This is a genomic window from Streptomyces sp. NPDC091292, assembly GCF_044757265.1.
GTDB lineage: Bacteria > Actinomycetota > Actinomycetes > Streptomycetales > Streptomycetaceae > Streptomyces.
In genome coordinates this window covers 94,877-109,434 of sequence record NZ_JBIVUQ010000022.1, presented here as the reverse complement: position 1 = coordinate 109,434, position 14,558 = coordinate 94,877, and the positions used below count along the sequence as shown (strand labels likewise).

The window sequence follows — 14,558 nt, the reverse complement described above, 5'->3', positions numbered from 1 at the left end:
GGAACCCACCAGCTACGAACACCAGCTACGAAACGGAGAGCACGCGTGACGCGGAGCGTGTACGTGACCGGGATCGACCGGGGCGACGGCCGTCAGGTCGCCGAACTGGGGGTCATGGAGCTGCTGACCCGCCAGGTCGACCGGGTCGGGGTTTTCCGGCCCCTCGTCCACGACGGACCCGACCGCCTCTTCGATCTGCTGCGCGCCCGCTACCGGCTCTCGCAGGACGCGTCGACCGTGTACGGCCTCGACTACCACGAGGCCTCCGCGCTCCAGGCCGAGCGCGGCACCGACGAGCTGGTCTCCACGCTGGTGGACCGCTTCCACCGGGTGGCCCGCGACTACGAGGTCGTCCTCGTCCTCGGCACCGACTTCGCGGCGACCCAGCTCCCCGACGAGCTGGCGCTGAACGCCCGTCTCGCCAACGAGTTCGGCGCCTCCGTCCTCGCGGTCGTCGGCGGCCGGGGCCAGCACGCCGAGTCCGTACGCGCCGAGGCCCGCAACGCGTACCGCGCGTACGAGGTCCTGGGGTGCGACGTCCTGGCGCTGATCGTCAACCGGGTCGCCCCCGAGGACCGCGAGGAGATCCACGAGCGCCTTGAGTCCCGGCTCCCGGTGCCCTGCTGGGTGCTGCCCGACGAGCCCGCGCTCGCCGCGCCGACCGTCGCCCAGATCACCCACGCGCTCGACGGCGACGTACTCCTCGGCGACGACTCGGGTCTCGCGCGCGACGCGCTCGACTTCGTGTTCGGCGGCGCGATGCTCCCGAACTTCCTGAACGCCCTGACCCCGGGCTGTCTCGTCGTGACCCCCGGCGACCGCGCCGACCTCGTGGTGGGCTCGCTCGCCGCGCACAGCGCGGGAACCCCGCCGATAGCCGGCGTGCTGCTCACCCTCGGTGAGCGGCCGAGCCCGGAGATCCTCACGCTCGCCGCCCGGCTCGCCCCCGGCACACCGGTGGTGTCCGTCGCCGGGACCAGCTTCCCGACCGCCGCCGAACTCTTCGGCCTGGAGGGCAAGTTGAGCGCCGCGACCCCGCGCAAGGCGGAGACGGCGCTCGGCCTGTTCGAGCGGTACGTCGACACGGCGGCGCTGCTGAAACGGGTGTCGGCGCCGAGCAGTACCCGGGTCACACCGATGATGTTCGAACACAAGCTCCTTGAGCAGGCCCGCTCCGACCGGCGCCGGGTGGTGCTCCCCGAGGGCACCGAGGAGCGGGTGCTGCGCGCCGCCGACGTCCTGCTGCGGCGCGGGGTGTGCGATCTGACGCTCCTCGGGGATGTCGAGCAGATCCGCAAGAAGGCCGCCGACCTGGGGGCCGACCTCGCGGACGCCCAGCTCATCGACCCGCAGACCTCCGAGCTGCGGGACCGTTTCGCCGCGCGGTACGCGCAGTTGCGGGCGCACCGGGGCGTGACCGTCGAACTCGCCTACGACGTGGTCGCGGACGTGAACTACTTCGGCACCCTGATGGTCCAGGAGGGCCTGGCCGACGGCATGGTCTCGGGCTCGGTGCACTCCACGGCCGCCACGATCCGCCCGGCGTTCGAGATCATCAAGACAAAGCCGGACGCCTCCATCGTGTCGTCCGTGTTCTTCATGTGCCTCGCCGACAAGGTCCTCGCGTACGGCGACTGCGCCGTGAACCCGGACCCGGACGCGGAACAACTCGCCGACATCGCCATCCAGTCGGCCGCGACCGCCGAACGGTTCGGCGTCGAGCCCCGGATCGCGATGCTGTCGTACTCGACGGGCACCTCGGGCTCCGGCGCGGACGTCGACAAGGTCCGCGAGGCGACCGAGCTGGTGCGCACGCGCCGTCCGGATCTGCTGATCGAGGGCCCGATCCAGTACGACGCGGCCGTGGAACCGTCGGTCGCGGCGACCAAGCTGCCGGGCTCGAAGGTCGCGGGGCAGGCGAGCGTGCTGATCTTCCCGGACCTGAACACCGGCAACAACACGTACAAGGCCGTGCAGCGGTCGGCGGGCGCGACCGCCGTCGGGCCCGTGCTCCAGGGGCTGCGCAAACCGGTCAACGACCTCTCGCGCGGCGCGCTCGTCCAGGACATCGTCACCACCGTCGCCATCACGGCGATCCAGGCCCAGACCCCCTCCGACGACTGACCGGCCCGTGCGGCCCCGTACCCCTCCCGCCCCATCACCAGAAGGCATCCCACCCGTGACCGAGCACCGCGTGGCGCACCGCGTCCTCGTCCTCAACTCCGGCTCCTCGTCGCTGAAGTACCAGCTCCTCGACATGAGCGACAGCTCACGGCTCGCGGCCGGTCTGGTCGAGCGCATCGGCGAGCAGACCTCACGTCTGGTGCACACGCCGTTCACGGGCGGCGGCGGTGAGCGGCGGGAGCGGACCGGGCCGATCGGCGATCACGACGCGGCGCTGAAGGCGGTCGCCGACGAGCTGGCGGCGGACGGGCTCGGCCTGGACTCGCCGGAGCTGGCGGCGATCGGCCACCGGGTGGTGCACGGCGGCCGGCTGTTCACCGAGCCGACGGTCGTGGACGACGCGGTGCTCGCCGAGATCGAGCGGCTGATCCCGGTGGCGCCGCTGCACAACCCGGCGAACCTCACCGGCATCCGCACCGCGCGGGCGCTGCGCCCGGATCTGCCGCAGGTCGCCGTGTTCGACACCGCGTTCCATACGACGATGCCGGAGTCGGCGGCCCGGTACGCGATCGACGTGGAGACCGCCGACGCCCACCGCATCCGCCGCTACGGCTTCCACGGCACCTCGCACGCGTATGTCTCGCGCCGCACGGCCGCGCTCCTCGGCAAGGAGCCGTCCGAGGTCAATGTGATCGTGCTGCACCTGGGCAACGGCGCGTCGGCATCGGCGGTGCGCGGCGGGGTCTGTGTGGACACCTCGATGGGGCTGACGCCCTTGGAGGGTCTGGTGATGGGGACGCGGTCCGGGGACGTCGACCCGGCGGTCGTCTTCCATCTGGTGCGGGTCGCGGGGATGGCGACCGACGAGATCGACGACCTGCTGAACAAGCGGAGCGGTCTGGTCGGGCTCTGCGGCGACAACGACATGCGGGAGATCCGCCGCCGTATCGACGAGGGCGACCGGGCCGCACGGCTCGCCTTCGACATCTATGTGCACCGCTTGAAGAAGTACATCGGCGCCTATTACGCGGTGCTCGGCCGGGTGGACGCCGTGGTGTTCACGGCGGGTGTCGGTGAGAACGCGGCGCCGGTACGGGAAGCTGCCGTCGCGGGCCTGGAGGAGCTGGGCCTGGTGGTCGACGGCGGGCTCAACGCCGTACGGGACGGCGGGGAGCGGCTGATCTCGCCTCCGGGCGCCCGGGTCGCCGTCGCCGTCGTGCCGACCGACGAGGAACTGGAGATCGCCACGCAGACCTACGCCCTCGTACACCCCTGAGCGCCGTATAAATCCGATGAGCACCGCAGAAATCCGAGTCATATCGAGTCATACCCGAGTCGCACACGCTCTCGACTGAGCACCATCCCGCCCATTTGTATCTTCCGCCAGACGGAATATTCCGTAGCGAAACAAACCGATAGGATCCGCCCCATGCGCCGTTCCAAAATCGTCTGCACGCTGGGCCCCGCCGTCGACTCGTACGAGCAGTTGAAAACGCTCATCGAGGCCGGGATGAATGTGGCCCGTTTCAATATGAGCCACGGATCCCACGAGGAGCACAAGGCGCGGTACGAGCGCGTCCGCAAGGCCTCCGCCGACACGGGCAGGCCCGTCGGTGTGCTCGCCGACCTCCAGGGACCCAAGATCCGCCTGGAGACCTTCGCCGAGGGCCCTGTCGAGCTGGAGCGCGGTGACGAGTTCGTCATCACCACCGAGGACGTCCCGGGCGACAAGTCGATCTGCGGCACCACCTACAAGGGTCTGCCGGGCGACGTCCAGAAGGGCGACGCGGTCCTCATCAACGACGGCAACGTCGAGCTGAAGGTCACGTCCGTCGACGGCACCCGGGTCCGGACGATCGTCATCGAGGGCGGTGTCATCTCCGACCACAAGGGCATCAACCTGCCCGGCGCGGCGGTCAATGTGCCCGCGCTGTCCGAGAAGGACATCGACGATCTGCGGTTCGCGCTGCGCATGGGCTGCGACCTGGTCGCGCTCTCCTTCGTCCGGGACGCCGACGACGTCAAGGACGTCCACAAGATCATGGACGAGGAGGGCCGCCGGGTCCCCGTCATCGCCAAGGTGGAGAAGCCGCAGGCGGTGGCGAACATGGAGCACGTCGTCATGGCGTTCGACGGCGTGATGGTGGCCCGCGGTGACCTGGCCGTCGAGTACCCCCTCGAAAAGGTCCCGATGGTGCAGAAGCGGCTCATCGAGCTGTGCCGCCGCAACGCCAAGCCGGTGATCGTGGCGACCCAGATGATGGAGTCGATGATCACCAACTCCCGTCCCACGCGCGCCGAGGCGTCCGACGTCGCCAACGCCATCCTGGACGGCGCGGACGCGGTCATGCTGTCCGCCGAGTCGTCGGTCGGCGCGTATCCGATCGAGACGGTCAAGACGATGTCGAAGATCGTCGTCGCGGCCGAGGGCGAACTGCTCTCCAAGGGCCTCCAGCCGCTGGTGCCCGGCAAGAAGCCGCGGACGCAGGGCGGTTCGGTGGCCCGCGCGGCCTGTGAGATCGCGGACTTCCTGGACGGCAAGGCGCTGGTCGCCTTCACGCAGTCCGGTGACACGGCCCGCCGCCTTTCCCGTTACCGCGCGGCCCAGCCGATCGTCGCCTTCACCACCGACGAGTCGACCCGCAACCAGCTGACGCTGAGCTGGGGCGTGGACGCGTATGTCGTCCCGCACGTCGACAACACCGACGCGATGGTCGAGGTGGTCGACGCCGAACTGGTCAAGCTGAACCGCTTCAACGAGGGCGACACCGTGGTGATGACCGCCGGTTCGCCTCCCGGCGTCGCCGGCACCACGAACATGGTCCGCGTCCACCACCTGGGCGGCGGCGAGCGCGCCTGACCGGCGAGGGACCGACCGGTCCCCCGGATCCTTTGCGCGTACGGCCGGATCCTTTGCGTGTACGGCACGGAGGGCGCCCCCTGCGACAGGGGACGCCCTCCGTGTTGTGCGGCTCCCGGATGGGTTCTTGGGGCCGGTTCCGCGCGTCAGCCGGAGATCGACTGGTGCAGTCCCGGAATGGTCAGATCTCCGCCGAACTGGCCGGCCTGAACGATCTTGACCTTGGTGAAGTACGCGATCGGGATGTTGAGCGGCGGCGGGTGCTCGGGGTCGAACACGATCGGGATCAGCCCGAAGAGGTTGCCTTCGAGGCGCTCCGTGTACATCGTCACACGGCCGTTGCGGATCGTGGACGTGGACCCTTTGGCGGCCTCCACGTGGTACTTCCGGCCGCCGGGGCCGTCCACGATCTGGTGCAGGTCGCCGATGTCGACGCCGTCGTCCGCCGTGAACTTCAGCGCCTGCTTGGTCTGTCCGTTGGGCATCGTCAGATTCACGACGCCCGCGTAGTCGAGGCCCTTGAGCAGCAGTGAGCTGGCTTCCAGGTTCCACGGCTGGTTCGGGATGGTGGCCGGGGGCCGCTCGGCGTCGCCCGCGACCTTCTCCTCGACGACACAGGGGAACGGCTTCTTGCCGTTCTCGTCCGGTGCCATCGGGTCGGACGCGCTCGGTGAAGGCGTCGGTGTCGCCGACTCCTTGACCTCGTCCGCCGCGTCCCCGGCGCCGTCCTTGGCCTTGTCCTCGGCCTTGTCGGTGGCGTCCTTCACGGCGCCGGTGACCTTGTCGACCGTGTCCTTGACCGGGTCCGTCACCTTGTCGAGGCCGGTCCCGTCGCCCTTCGGGTCGTCCTTCGGCTCGTCCTTCGGGTCGTTCTTGGCGGGCGCGGTGGCCGACGGGGTCGGGGTCGCCGACTCCTTGTCCCCCGGTGAGAGCAGGTCCTTGAGGGCGTCGCCGAGCCCCAGCGGGTCGAGCGGGTTCTTCGTCTTGGACGGCGTGGGGCTGGGCGCGGGGTCCTTGGTACCGGAGTCGGCAGGGTCGGACGGCTTGGGCGCGGGGCTGGTCTTCCCGTCGGAACCGGAACCTGAATCCGGGTCCGGCGAACCGCCCGACGCACCGTCCGACGGGGCGCCCGAGGACGGCGAAGGCGTGGGCGTGGCCCCGCCCTTGCCGCTGTCGTCCGTACCGCTGTCGTCCTTACCGGTCCCGTCCTTGCCGGTGTCGTCCTTCTCGTCCTGCTTGTCGTCCGTCTTGCCCGCCTCGTCGGGCGCCGTGACGCACGGGCCGTCCTGGAACGGGTTCTTGGGCAGTGGTTTGGCCGAGGCCAGTGTGGGGGTGAGGCCCATTCCCATGAGGACCGCGGTCGGCATCGCGGCGATGGCTATCGCCTTGCCCGCGGGGACGTGCAGCCGGGTCAGGAGCGGTTTCTTGGGTGCTGCGTGCCGCGGTCCGGTTCTGACCCGGGGCTCACCTCCCGCGTCCGTCCCGTGGTGCACCTCGTCAGCCGGCACGGTGCCTCCCGTTCGTCCCGTCGTCCGGGCTCGTTCCTGACAGATCGGTGGACTCGCCGCCCGGCCCGTTCACGGCCCCGGCGGTCGCGGGCTCCGGGTCGCCGCCGGTGCGCTTCATGTCCGGCTCCGGCGCCTTCTCACTGCCGGGAACCCAGGAGACGCTGAGGGCACCGCCGATCAGGGCGAGCAGGAAACCTATGACGAAGCCACCGAAGTTGGACACGACCAGGGAGACCAGGGCGAGCAGGATGGCGGCGACACCCGCGAAGATCCGCGAGTGCTTCTGGTACCACATCGTCAGGCCGAGCACGATCAGCAGCACACCGATGATCAGCGACCCGGCACCGGTCGGCGTCCCCATGCGGATCGTCAAGGTGCCGAGCGTGAGATTCGCGTACGGGAAGTACATGATGGGAATGCCGCCCAGCAGCGTCAGCAGACCACCCCAGAATGGGCGCTGGCCGCGCCACCCTCGGAACGATCGGCGCATCCGGGCGAGCCTGACGCCGGGCCCTGCGTGCGCTTCGGCGCTCATGTCGTACAGCTCCTCGGGTATGGCGTTGGTTCTTTGATCGAGCGGATACGGGCACGGGGACGGCCCGGGAAGTGACCCGTGCGCCCCCGCGCCCGGCCGTTCAGCACGGGGAGTGCCCTCAGCACAGGAAGTGCCTTCAGGCACGGCGAGTGCGTCAGGCACGGCGAGTGCTTCAGGGCGCCGAAACGCCTAGGAGCACACGCCTAGTAGCACTCGTGCTTGCCCTTCTCGACCTTCATACCGAGGCCGGAGAGCTTGAAGGTGCCGGCGGTGGTCGCCCACGCGCGCTGCTTCACATCGGTGAACGTCACCGAATCGGCCTGCTGCGCGAACGAGTCGGGGGCGTACCTGTCGCCCTTCGACGGGCCGGGGCCCTTCGTCGTGCTGTCGACCGACACGCCGATGTCGACCCCGCGGAAGGTCGCGTTGGCCATCAGGTCGTCGGCGTCGATGTAGAGGTTGTTCGCCTTGACCTTGGGCCCACCGGGCTTGCCCGCCGTCAGCGTCATCGACACGTCGCCGAAGACCGGCACCGGGACGACGACCGACTGACACAGGTTGGTGATCGTGGCGTCCTCAAGACCCACGACGGCCACCGGGTGGGCGCCCGACTTGCCGGTGTCCAAGGCCCCGTACTGAATGAATCCTGTGCCGTCGAGACGGTCGGCAGTGACCTTGAACTGCTGACCCGACACACTGAACGATGCCGCCAGCGCACCCTGCGAGAGGGCGACACCTATCGCGGCGGTCGCCGCGACGCTGGGCACCATGACGACGGCGAACCGCTTCCATCTGGTTCCGCCACGAGCCACGGACTCCATGACTTTCCTCCTTCTCGGACGTACATCTCCGGCCCTGACTGGCCCTCTGCGGCTCAGCCGGGCAGGGATGGGAGAAGTGCTACGTCCTCGGAAAGGAGAGCGCCCGCTTCTCGGTGGCGCTGACGCACCCGATCACCGGCGATCACCCCCGAGCGACAACCACTGGGTCGCGCCTGAACGCATCACGCACAACCTCCGGACAGGCTCCGTCACCCGGAAGGGACGGAGACCCCCCTGCCCAAGGCCGGCGCCAGGTGCCGCCGGCCTACTCGGTGGGGACCCAGAGCCCCGGGCCCGACTGGTGTGCCGGGTGGGGGGAATGGACCGAGCGTCGCCGATCGTGGTGCATTCTCGGCCCCCGCACAAGGGGGTTCGTTACTCGCTAGTAACGGCCGGATCACCGAAGCACGACGGGCGGGCGTCGACCGGCGACACAGGGTTGTCCTCACCCCAACGTCACACCGGGAGATCCAAGGGCGAATCAGGACAGAATCCTGACCTCCACTTACTGGAAGTAACACGAGCCTCCTTTACCAAGTTTTGGCAAAGGAGGCGTCGTTGCCCAAAGTCGGCGAATCTTTCACCCGGGCATCACATGCCCCGGTGTTTACGGACTGGTCAGCGCCCGCCCGCCGAGCGGAACGGGCGGTACCGGTCAGAACAGCGCCCGCGCCAGGGACTTGCGTGCCGCGGCCACGCGGGGGTCGTCCGCGCCCACGACCTCGAAGAGTTCAATCAGCCGCAGCCGTACGGTGTCCCGGTCGTCGCCCGCGGTGCGGCGCACAGTGTCGACGAGCCGGCTGAAGGCGTCCTCGATATGGCCGCCCATGAGGTCCAGGTCGGCCGCGGCGATCTGCGCCGCCGCGTCGGCGGGTTTCTCGGCGGCGTCCTTGCGGACCTGCTGCGGGTCCATCCCCTGCACCCGCTGCATCAACTCGGCCTGCGCGAGCCCGAGTCTGGCCTCCGGGTTGCCCGGGTCGTCGGCCAGCACATTCCGGTACGCCTGTACGGCACCGCCCAAGTCGCCCGCGTCCAGCGCCTGCTGGGCGGCGTCGAGCAGCGCGTCGTACGGACCGACGGGCTCCTCGGCCGGCGCGGCCTCACCGTCCGCGCCGCCCTCGGCGTCCGGGTCGACCGTCAGCCCGGTCAGCCCGAAGCGCTCCTCGGCGACCTGGATGAGCTGGTCGAGGGTGCCGCGGATCTGCGCCTCCGGGGCGGCGCCCTGGAAGAGGGGCAGCGCCTGGCCCGCGACCACCGCGAAGACGGCCGGGATGCCCTGGATCCCGAACTGCTGCATCAGCATCTGATTGGCGTCGACGTCGATCTTGGCAAGGACGAACCGGCCGTTGTACTCGGCCGCCAGTCGCTCCAGTACGGGGCTGAGCTGCTTGCACGGCTCGCACCACTCGGCCCAGAAGTCGATGACGACGGGCACTTCGGTGGAGCGCTGGAGGATGTCTCGCTCGAACCCCGCCTCGTCGACGTCGATCACGAGGCTCGACGGGGAGACGGCTCCGCCTCCGCCGTGTCTGACCGCTTCGGCGCGCGCCTGCTCCGCCTTCGCCTTGGCCTCCTGGGCCGCCTTCACCGCGCCGAGGTCGACGACTCCGCTCATGGACATGTTCCGTGGCTGCATGAGTACATCCTCCCCCCTCCGCGCGCGGCTGTGAAAAAGGCCGGTGCCGGGGTCCCCACCTCGGCGCCCGCACGCACGGGGACGTCCACCCCGCACACGCTTCCGCTACGGCCCGTAGCGTAACTGGGGGTCGGCCACCGCGTCGCCCCTTTATCGGTGATCTCTCTCACGAATCTCCCGCAGGGCCTCGCGCCGGGTTGGCTACTGGCCGGTATCGTCAGGTTCATGCAGAGCCGCATCCCGTCCACCGCCCGTACGGGCCGTCCGCGCAGCGCCGCCACGGATGCCGCGATCCTGGACGCGACGCGCGTCGCCCTGGTGGAACTGGGCTGGTCCAGGCTGACGATGGGGGACGTGGCGACCCGGGCCGGAGTCGCCAAGACCACGCTCTACCGGCGCTGGGCGGGCAAGAACGAACTCGTCGTGGACGCCGTCGCGGAACTCTTCGACGAGCTGGAACTCCCGGACCGGGGCAGCCTGTCGGCGGACATCGAAGGCGTCGTCCTCCAGTTCGCGGCGCTCCTGGAACGCCCGGAGGCCAAAACCGCGCTGATGGCCGTCATCGCCGAGTCGACCCACGACGAGCCGCTGCGCGAACGCATCCGCATCTCGATCGTGGAGCGCCAGAAACGCCTGGTCCTGGAGGGCCGAGCCCGAGCGGAGGCCCGCGGCGAACTCCCGATCGAACAGGACCCGGAAACGGCATCCCGCACGATCGACCTCATCTTCGACGTGGCGGCAGGCGCGGTGGTGCACCGCACCCTGGTCAGCGCAGAACCGGCGGACAAGGACTGGGCCCAAAGATTCACAGCCCTCCTACTAACCGGCTTGCAGGGCTGACCCACCCCCACCCCACCCCCAACCCGTTGCGGGCAAACACCCCGCACCCCCACCCCACCCCCGACCCGTTGCGGGCAAACACCCCGCACCCCCACCCCACCCCCGACCCGTTGTGGGCAGGCGTTCCGCACGGCGGAACGGGTGGGCACAACCCCATCCAACGGCGCCCCGGTAGACGAACCTCAGAACCCCGCCGGCTCCGTATAAGTCCCCCACTCCTCCCGAAGAACCCCGCAAATCTCCCCAAGCGTCGCCTCAGCCCGCACCGCCTCCAACATGGCCGGAACCACGCTCCCCGAGCCCCGCGCAGCGGAAAGCATCGCCCGCAAGGCCCCCCGGACGACCGAGTCGTCCCGCCCCCCTTTCCGGTCGAAAAGAACCCGCACCTGCTCCCGCTCCACCTCATGACTCACCCGAAGAATCTCCAGATCCCCGGTAACAGACCCCTGGGCGACATTCACCCCCACCACCCGCTTCTCCCCCTTCTCCACCCCCTGCTGATACCGGAACGCCGACTCCGCGATCTCCCCGGTGAACCACCCGTCATCGATCCCCCGCAGAATCCCGGACGTCATCGGCCCGATCGGATGCCGCCCATCGGGATGCGCCCGCACCCCCCGCTCCCTGATCTCCCCGAAGATCCGCTCCGCGTCCGCCTCGATCCGGTCCGTCAACTGCTCCACGAACCACGCACCCCCCAGCGGATCGGCGACATTGGCGACCCCGGTCTCCTCCATCAGCACCTGCTGCGTCCGCAAGGCGATCTCGGCGGCCTGCGCGGACGGCAGCGCCAGCGTCTCGTCCAGGGCGTTGGTGTGCAGCGAGTTGGTGCCGCCGAGCACGGCGGCAAGCGCCTCCACGGCCGTCCGTACGACGTTGTTGTACGGCTGCTGCGCGGTCAGCGAGACCCCCGCCGTCTGGGTGTGGAACCGCAGCGACTGCGCCTTGTCCGTCCGCGCCCCGTACACATCCCGCAGCCACCGCGCCCAGATCCTCCGCGCCGCCCGGAACTTGGCGATCTCCTCGAAGAAGTCGAGATGCGCGTCGAAGAAGAAGGACAGCCCCGGCGCGAAGACATCGACATTCAGACCGCGGCTCAGCCCCAGCTCCACGTACCCGAAGCCGTCCGCCAGCGTGTACGCCAGCTCCTGCGCGGCCGTCGCACCCGCCTCACGGATGTGGTACCCGGACACCGACAGCGGCTTGTACGCGGGGATGCCCGCCGCGCAGTACTCCATCAGGTCGCCGATCAGCCGCAGATGGGGCTCGGGCTGGAACAGCCACTCCTTCTGGGCGATGTACTCCTTGAAGATGTCGGTCTGGAGTGTGCCGTTGAGTACGGCCGGGTCCACGCCCTGCCGCTCCGCCGCGACCAGGTACATGCAGAAGACGGGGACGGCGGGACCGCTGATCGTCATCGAGGTGGTGACGTCACCGAGCGGGATGTCCCGGAACAGGATCTCCATGTCGGCGGCCGAGTCGATCGCGACCCCGCAGTGCCCGACCTCGCCGAGCGAGCGCGGGTCGTCCGAGTCGCGGCCCATCAGCGTGGGCATGTCGAAGGCGACGCTCAGCCCGCCGCCGCCGGCCGCGAGGATCATCTTGTACCGCTCGTTCGTCTGCTCGGCGTTGCCGAAGCCCGCGAACTGCCGGATCGTCCAGGTACGACCCCGGTATCCGGTGGCGTACAGCCCCCGCGTGAAGGGGTACTCGCCGGGCCACCCGATCCGCTCGAAGCCGTCGTACGTGTCCCCGGGGCGGGGCCCGTAGACGGGGTCCACGGGGTCGCCGGACAGCGTCGAGAAGTCGGCTTCGCGCGTACGCGAGGCGTCGTACCGGGCCTGCCAGCGTCGGCGGCCCTCTGCGATGGCGTCAGCGTCCATACCAGCGAATTTACTAGGACGTCCAAGTAAACGCGACGGCATACCGCCGCGAGCCTTACTCGCGGCGGCGGGGGTCAGGCTTTGACGGGCGCCGTGGCATCGTCCGTGACCTTGGCGGCCAGCTCCTGCGACACCTTGCGCTCCACGAAGAACGCGGCCGTCGGAATGGTCCCGGCGAGCAGCACCCACAGCTGCTTGGCGACCGGCCACTTCGCCTTGGACCCCAGGTCGAAGGCGAAGACCAGGTAGACGACGTACAGCCAGCCGTGCGCGATGGACACGACACGGGTGACGTCGGCCGCGCCGTTGATGTCGAGGACGTACTTGGCGATCATGCTCAGGCACAGCAGGACCAGCAGGACACCGGTGACATAGGCCATGACGCGGTAGCGGGTCAGCACGCTCTGTTTCATGCCCCGAGCGTAGCCATCCGTTTCGGGCGATCTTGCGGCGGGTCAGTCCTCGTCGAAGTCCTGCGCGGCCACCCGCAGCGGCCGGAGCATCGCGAAGATCTCCAGGCACTCGTCGGCGTCGTACGCGCCGAGGCCGAACTCCATCGCCATCAGATCGCGGGTCGCCGCGTCGACCACCTCGCGGCCCTTGTCCGTGATGGAGGCGAGGGTGCCGCGTCCGTCGTTGGGGTTGGGGCGCTTGTCGACCAGGCCGGAGCGGACCAGCCGGTCCACGGTGTTCGTGACGGACGTCGGGTGCACCATCAGCCGCTCGCCGATCTTGGACATCGTCAGCTCGCCGGCCTTCGAGAACGTGAGCAGCACCAGCGCCTCGTACCGCGCGAAGGTCAGTCCGTACGGTTTGACGACGGCGTCGACCTCGGCGAGCAGGATCTGGTGTGCCCGCATGATCGACGTGATCGCGGCCATCGACGGCACCGATCCCCATCGCTGCTTCCAGAGTTCGTCGGCTCGGGCGATGGGATCGAAGGCAAGGCTGAGCGGCTTCGGCACGGCACCGACCTTACCGGCCGGTCATATGGTGGTCAGCCCTGTCTCGCCCTTCGGTCCGGACGCCTCCGCGGAGTCCGACACGGAGTCCGATGGCCCGGCCCCCGCCGTCCTGCGCACCTCGGCGACGAGCAGCAGACAGACGACCGTACCGACCACCCCGGCGCCCGCGACGACGGTACTGACCGCGAAGAACTCGGCGGCGAGCCCGGCCAGCGCCATGCCGACGCCCTGGATGGTCATCAGCCCGGCGGTGTGCACGGTCATCGCCCGGCCGCGCAGCTCCTCCGGTACGGAGTCGACGAACCAGCGGTCGAGCCCGAGCGTGTACGCGAATCCGGCGCCGGCCAGGACCAGGACGACGGGCGCCCAGATCAGGCCCGGGACGAACGCGTACGCGAGGAGGGGCAGCAGCATGGTCGCCGCGAGGGGCAGCGCGATCCGGCCGCGCGCCGCGGGCGACAGTGCCGAGCCCGCGTACAGCTCCCCCGCGACCGTGCCGACGGGCATCGCGCACATCAGCAGGCCGACGCCCGCGGTGCCGACGCCGATCTCGTCGGCGTAGGGCGCGGCGAGCGCTTCGGGGGCGACGACGAACATCGGGGGCGCCCAGAGCAGAAGGAGCAGGGCGCGGATACGGCGGTGGGCGAGGATCTGCCGGGCGCCGGCGAGCGAGTAGCGCATCAGGGCGCCGGTGCCGGAGTCGCGGGCGGGCCGCCGGCGGGTGCCGCAGCGCAGCAGCAGGGCCGAGAGGAGGAAGGTGCACAGGGTGATGACGAGGGCGCCGCGCGGCGGGACGACGGTGAGCAGGATGCCGCCGACACCGAAGCCGACGAGCACGGCGCTCTGCGAGACGATCCTCAGCAGGGAGCGCCCGAGGACGAAGAGGTCCCCGTCGCCGAGCACATCGGCGAGCGTCGCCATCCGGGTGCCGTTGAACACCGGCGAGACGACCGCGATGACACACCGCAGCGCGAGCAGCGCGGCGACCGGCGTCAGAGGAAGCGCCATGAGCGCGGCACACCCGGCACAGATCAGATCGCACACGACGAGCACCCGCCGCGCCGGAAACCGGTCGGCGATCCCCGCGAACAGCGTGCCCCCGACCAGATAGGGCAGCATCCCGAGCGCGAAGGTCAGCGCACTGAGCAAGGGCGACCCGGTGAGCCCGTACACGAGCACGGTCAACGCGATCTCACTGACGACGACGCCGAGCAGAGAAAAAAGGTGCGCGACAAACACGTACCGAAACTCGCGAACGGCGAAGACGCGCCCGTAGCCGCTGGTGGGCACGGCCGAAGTACCGGCCAACTCCTCTGTCATACGCAGGACAATGCAACCGATCAACGGAACCCCGTAATGTTTCGGCACCAGACGAATCTTCACCCC

The 14,558-nt window shown here is 69.7% G+C and carries 12 protein-coding genes; 4 read left to right on the top strand and 8 right to left on the bottom strand.

The genetic code is table 11. The annotated features are described in order from the left end of the window. Positions 1-45 precede the first annotated feature (45 nt). The 3 genes from pta to pyk all read left to right on the top strand — a co-directional run bounded on the left by pta (position 46) and on the right by pyk (position 4,984). Positions 46-2,124 (top strand): phosphate acetyltransferase, encoded by a 2,079-nt coding sequence (gene pta / locus ACIQNU_RS36940; RefSeq protein WP_401374970.1) that lies wholly within the window; start codon positions 46-48, stop codon positions 2,122-2,124. A 55-nt stretch (positions 2,125-2,179) separates the two neighbouring features. Beyond that, positions 2,180-3,400, top strand: a complete 1,221-nt coding sequence (locus ACIQNU_RS36935) for an acetate kinase (RefSeq protein WP_401374968.1) — start codon at positions 2,180-2,182, stop codon at positions 3,398-3,400. 153 nt (positions 3,401-3,553) lie between these two features. Continuing rightward, positions 3,554-4,984 carry a pyruvate kinase gene (gene pyk, locus ACIQNU_RS36930; RefSeq protein ID WP_401374965.1) on the top strand — a complete coding sequence of 477 codons (1,431 nt, stop codon included), beginning with the start codon at positions 3,554-3,556 and terminating at the stop codon, positions 4,982-4,984. Between the two features lie 146 nt (positions 4,985-5,130). On the opposite strand, the gene ACIQNU_RS36925 is transcribed toward pyk, so the two are convergent. From ACIQNU_RS36925 to ACIQNU_RS36910, 4 genes are all read right to left on the bottom strand, one after another. Then, on the bottom strand, positions 5,131-6,492 hold the full coding sequence (locus ACIQNU_RS36925) for a hypothetical protein (protein ID WP_401374962.1): 1,362 nt from the start codon (positions 6,490-6,492) through the stop codon (positions 5,131-5,133). Next, positions 6,482-7,027: a DUF6114 domain-containing protein gene (locus ACIQNU_RS36920; protein ID WP_401374959.1), complete on the bottom strand. Its 546-nt coding sequence runs from the start codon at positions 7,025-7,027 to the stop codon at positions 6,482-6,484. Before ACIQNU_RS36920 ends, ACIQNU_RS36925 begins: the two co-directional genes overlap by 11 nt. Before the next feature lie 203 nt (positions 7,028-7,230). Then, complete coding sequence (locus ACIQNU_RS36915; RefSeq protein ID WP_401374957.1) at positions 7,231-7,848, bottom strand: DUF6230 family protein; 618 nt, start codon at positions 7,846-7,848, stop codon at positions 7,231-7,233. A gap of 655 nt (positions 7,849-8,503) precedes the next feature. Next, positions 8,504-9,484 carry a tetratricopeptide repeat protein gene (locus ACIQNU_RS36910; protein ID WP_401374954.1) on the bottom strand — a complete coding sequence of 327 codons (981 nt, stop codon included), beginning with the start codon at positions 9,482-9,484 and terminating at the stop codon, positions 8,504-8,506. 225 nt (positions 9,485-9,709) lie between these two features. On the opposite strand from ACIQNU_RS36910, the gene ACIQNU_RS36905 reads away from it, so the two are divergent. After that, a complete protein-coding gene (locus tag ACIQNU_RS36905) occupies positions 9,710-10,324 on the top strand; it encodes a TetR/AcrR family transcriptional regulator (protein WP_401374953.1) in 615 nt (204 codons plus the stop codon). Between the two features lie 182 nt (positions 10,325-10,506). On the opposite strand, the gene ACIQNU_RS36900 is transcribed toward ACIQNU_RS36905, so the two are convergent. The 4 genes from ACIQNU_RS36900 to ACIQNU_RS36885 all read right to left on the bottom strand — a co-directional run bounded on the left by ACIQNU_RS36900 (position 10,507) and on the right by ACIQNU_RS36885 (position 14,492). Further along, positions 10,507-12,207: a methylmalonyl-CoA mutase gene (locus ACIQNU_RS36900; RefSeq protein ID WP_401374950.1), complete on the bottom strand. Its 1,701-nt coding sequence runs from the start codon at positions 12,205-12,207 to the stop codon at positions 10,507-10,509. Between the two features lie 74 nt (positions 12,208-12,281). After that, a complete protein-coding gene (locus tag ACIQNU_RS36895) occupies positions 12,282-12,620 on the bottom strand; it encodes a DUF3817 domain-containing protein (protein WP_401374947.1) in 339 nt (112 codons plus the stop codon). A gap of 42 nt (positions 12,621-12,662) precedes the next feature. Continuing rightward, on the bottom strand, positions 12,663-13,172 hold the full coding sequence (locus ACIQNU_RS36890) for a MarR family winged helix-turn-helix transcriptional regulator (RefSeq protein ID WP_401374945.1): 510 nt from the start codon (positions 13,170-13,172) through the stop codon (positions 12,663-12,665). 21 nt (positions 13,173-13,193) lie between these two features. Then, a complete protein-coding gene (locus tag ACIQNU_RS36885) occupies positions 13,194-14,492 on the bottom strand; it encodes an MFS transporter (protein WP_401374942.1) in 1,299 nt (432 codons plus the stop codon). Positions 14,493-14,558 lie beyond the last annotated feature (66 nt).

Excerpts from the sequence above, each read along its gene's own strand:
- pyk (WP_401374965.1), top strand. The coding sequence starts at position 3,554 with ATGCGCCGTTCCAAAATCGTCTGCACGCTGGGCCCCGCCGTCGACTCG.
- ACIQNU_RS36920 (WP_401374959.1), bottom strand. The coding sequence starts at position 7,027 with ATGAGCGCCGAAGCGCACGCAGGGCCCGGCGTCAGGCTCGCCCGGATG.
- ACIQNU_RS36915 (WP_401374957.1), bottom strand. The coding sequence starts at position 7,848 with ATGGAGTCCGTGGCTCGTGGCGGAACCAGATGGAAGCGGTTCGCCGTC.
- ACIQNU_RS36910 (WP_401374954.1), bottom strand. The coding sequence starts at position 9,484 with ATGCAGCCACGGAACATGTCCATGAGCGGAGTCGTCGACCTCGGCGCG.
- ACIQNU_RS36905 (WP_401374953.1), top strand. The coding sequence starts at position 9,710 with ATGCAGAGCCGCATCCCGTCCACCGCCCGTACGGGCCGTCCGCGCAGC.
- ACIQNU_RS36900 (WP_401374950.1), bottom strand. The coding sequence starts at position 12,207 with ATGGACGCTGACGCCATCGCAGAGGGCCGCCGACGCTGGCAGGCCCGG.
- ACIQNU_RS36895 (WP_401374947.1), bottom strand. The coding sequence starts at position 12,620 with ATGAAACAGAGCGTGCTGACCCGCTACCGCGTCATGGCCTATGTCACC.
- ACIQNU_RS36885 (WP_401374942.1), bottom strand. The coding sequence starts at position 14,492 with ATGACAGAGGAGTTGGCCGGTACTTCGGCCGTGCCCACCAGCGGCTAC.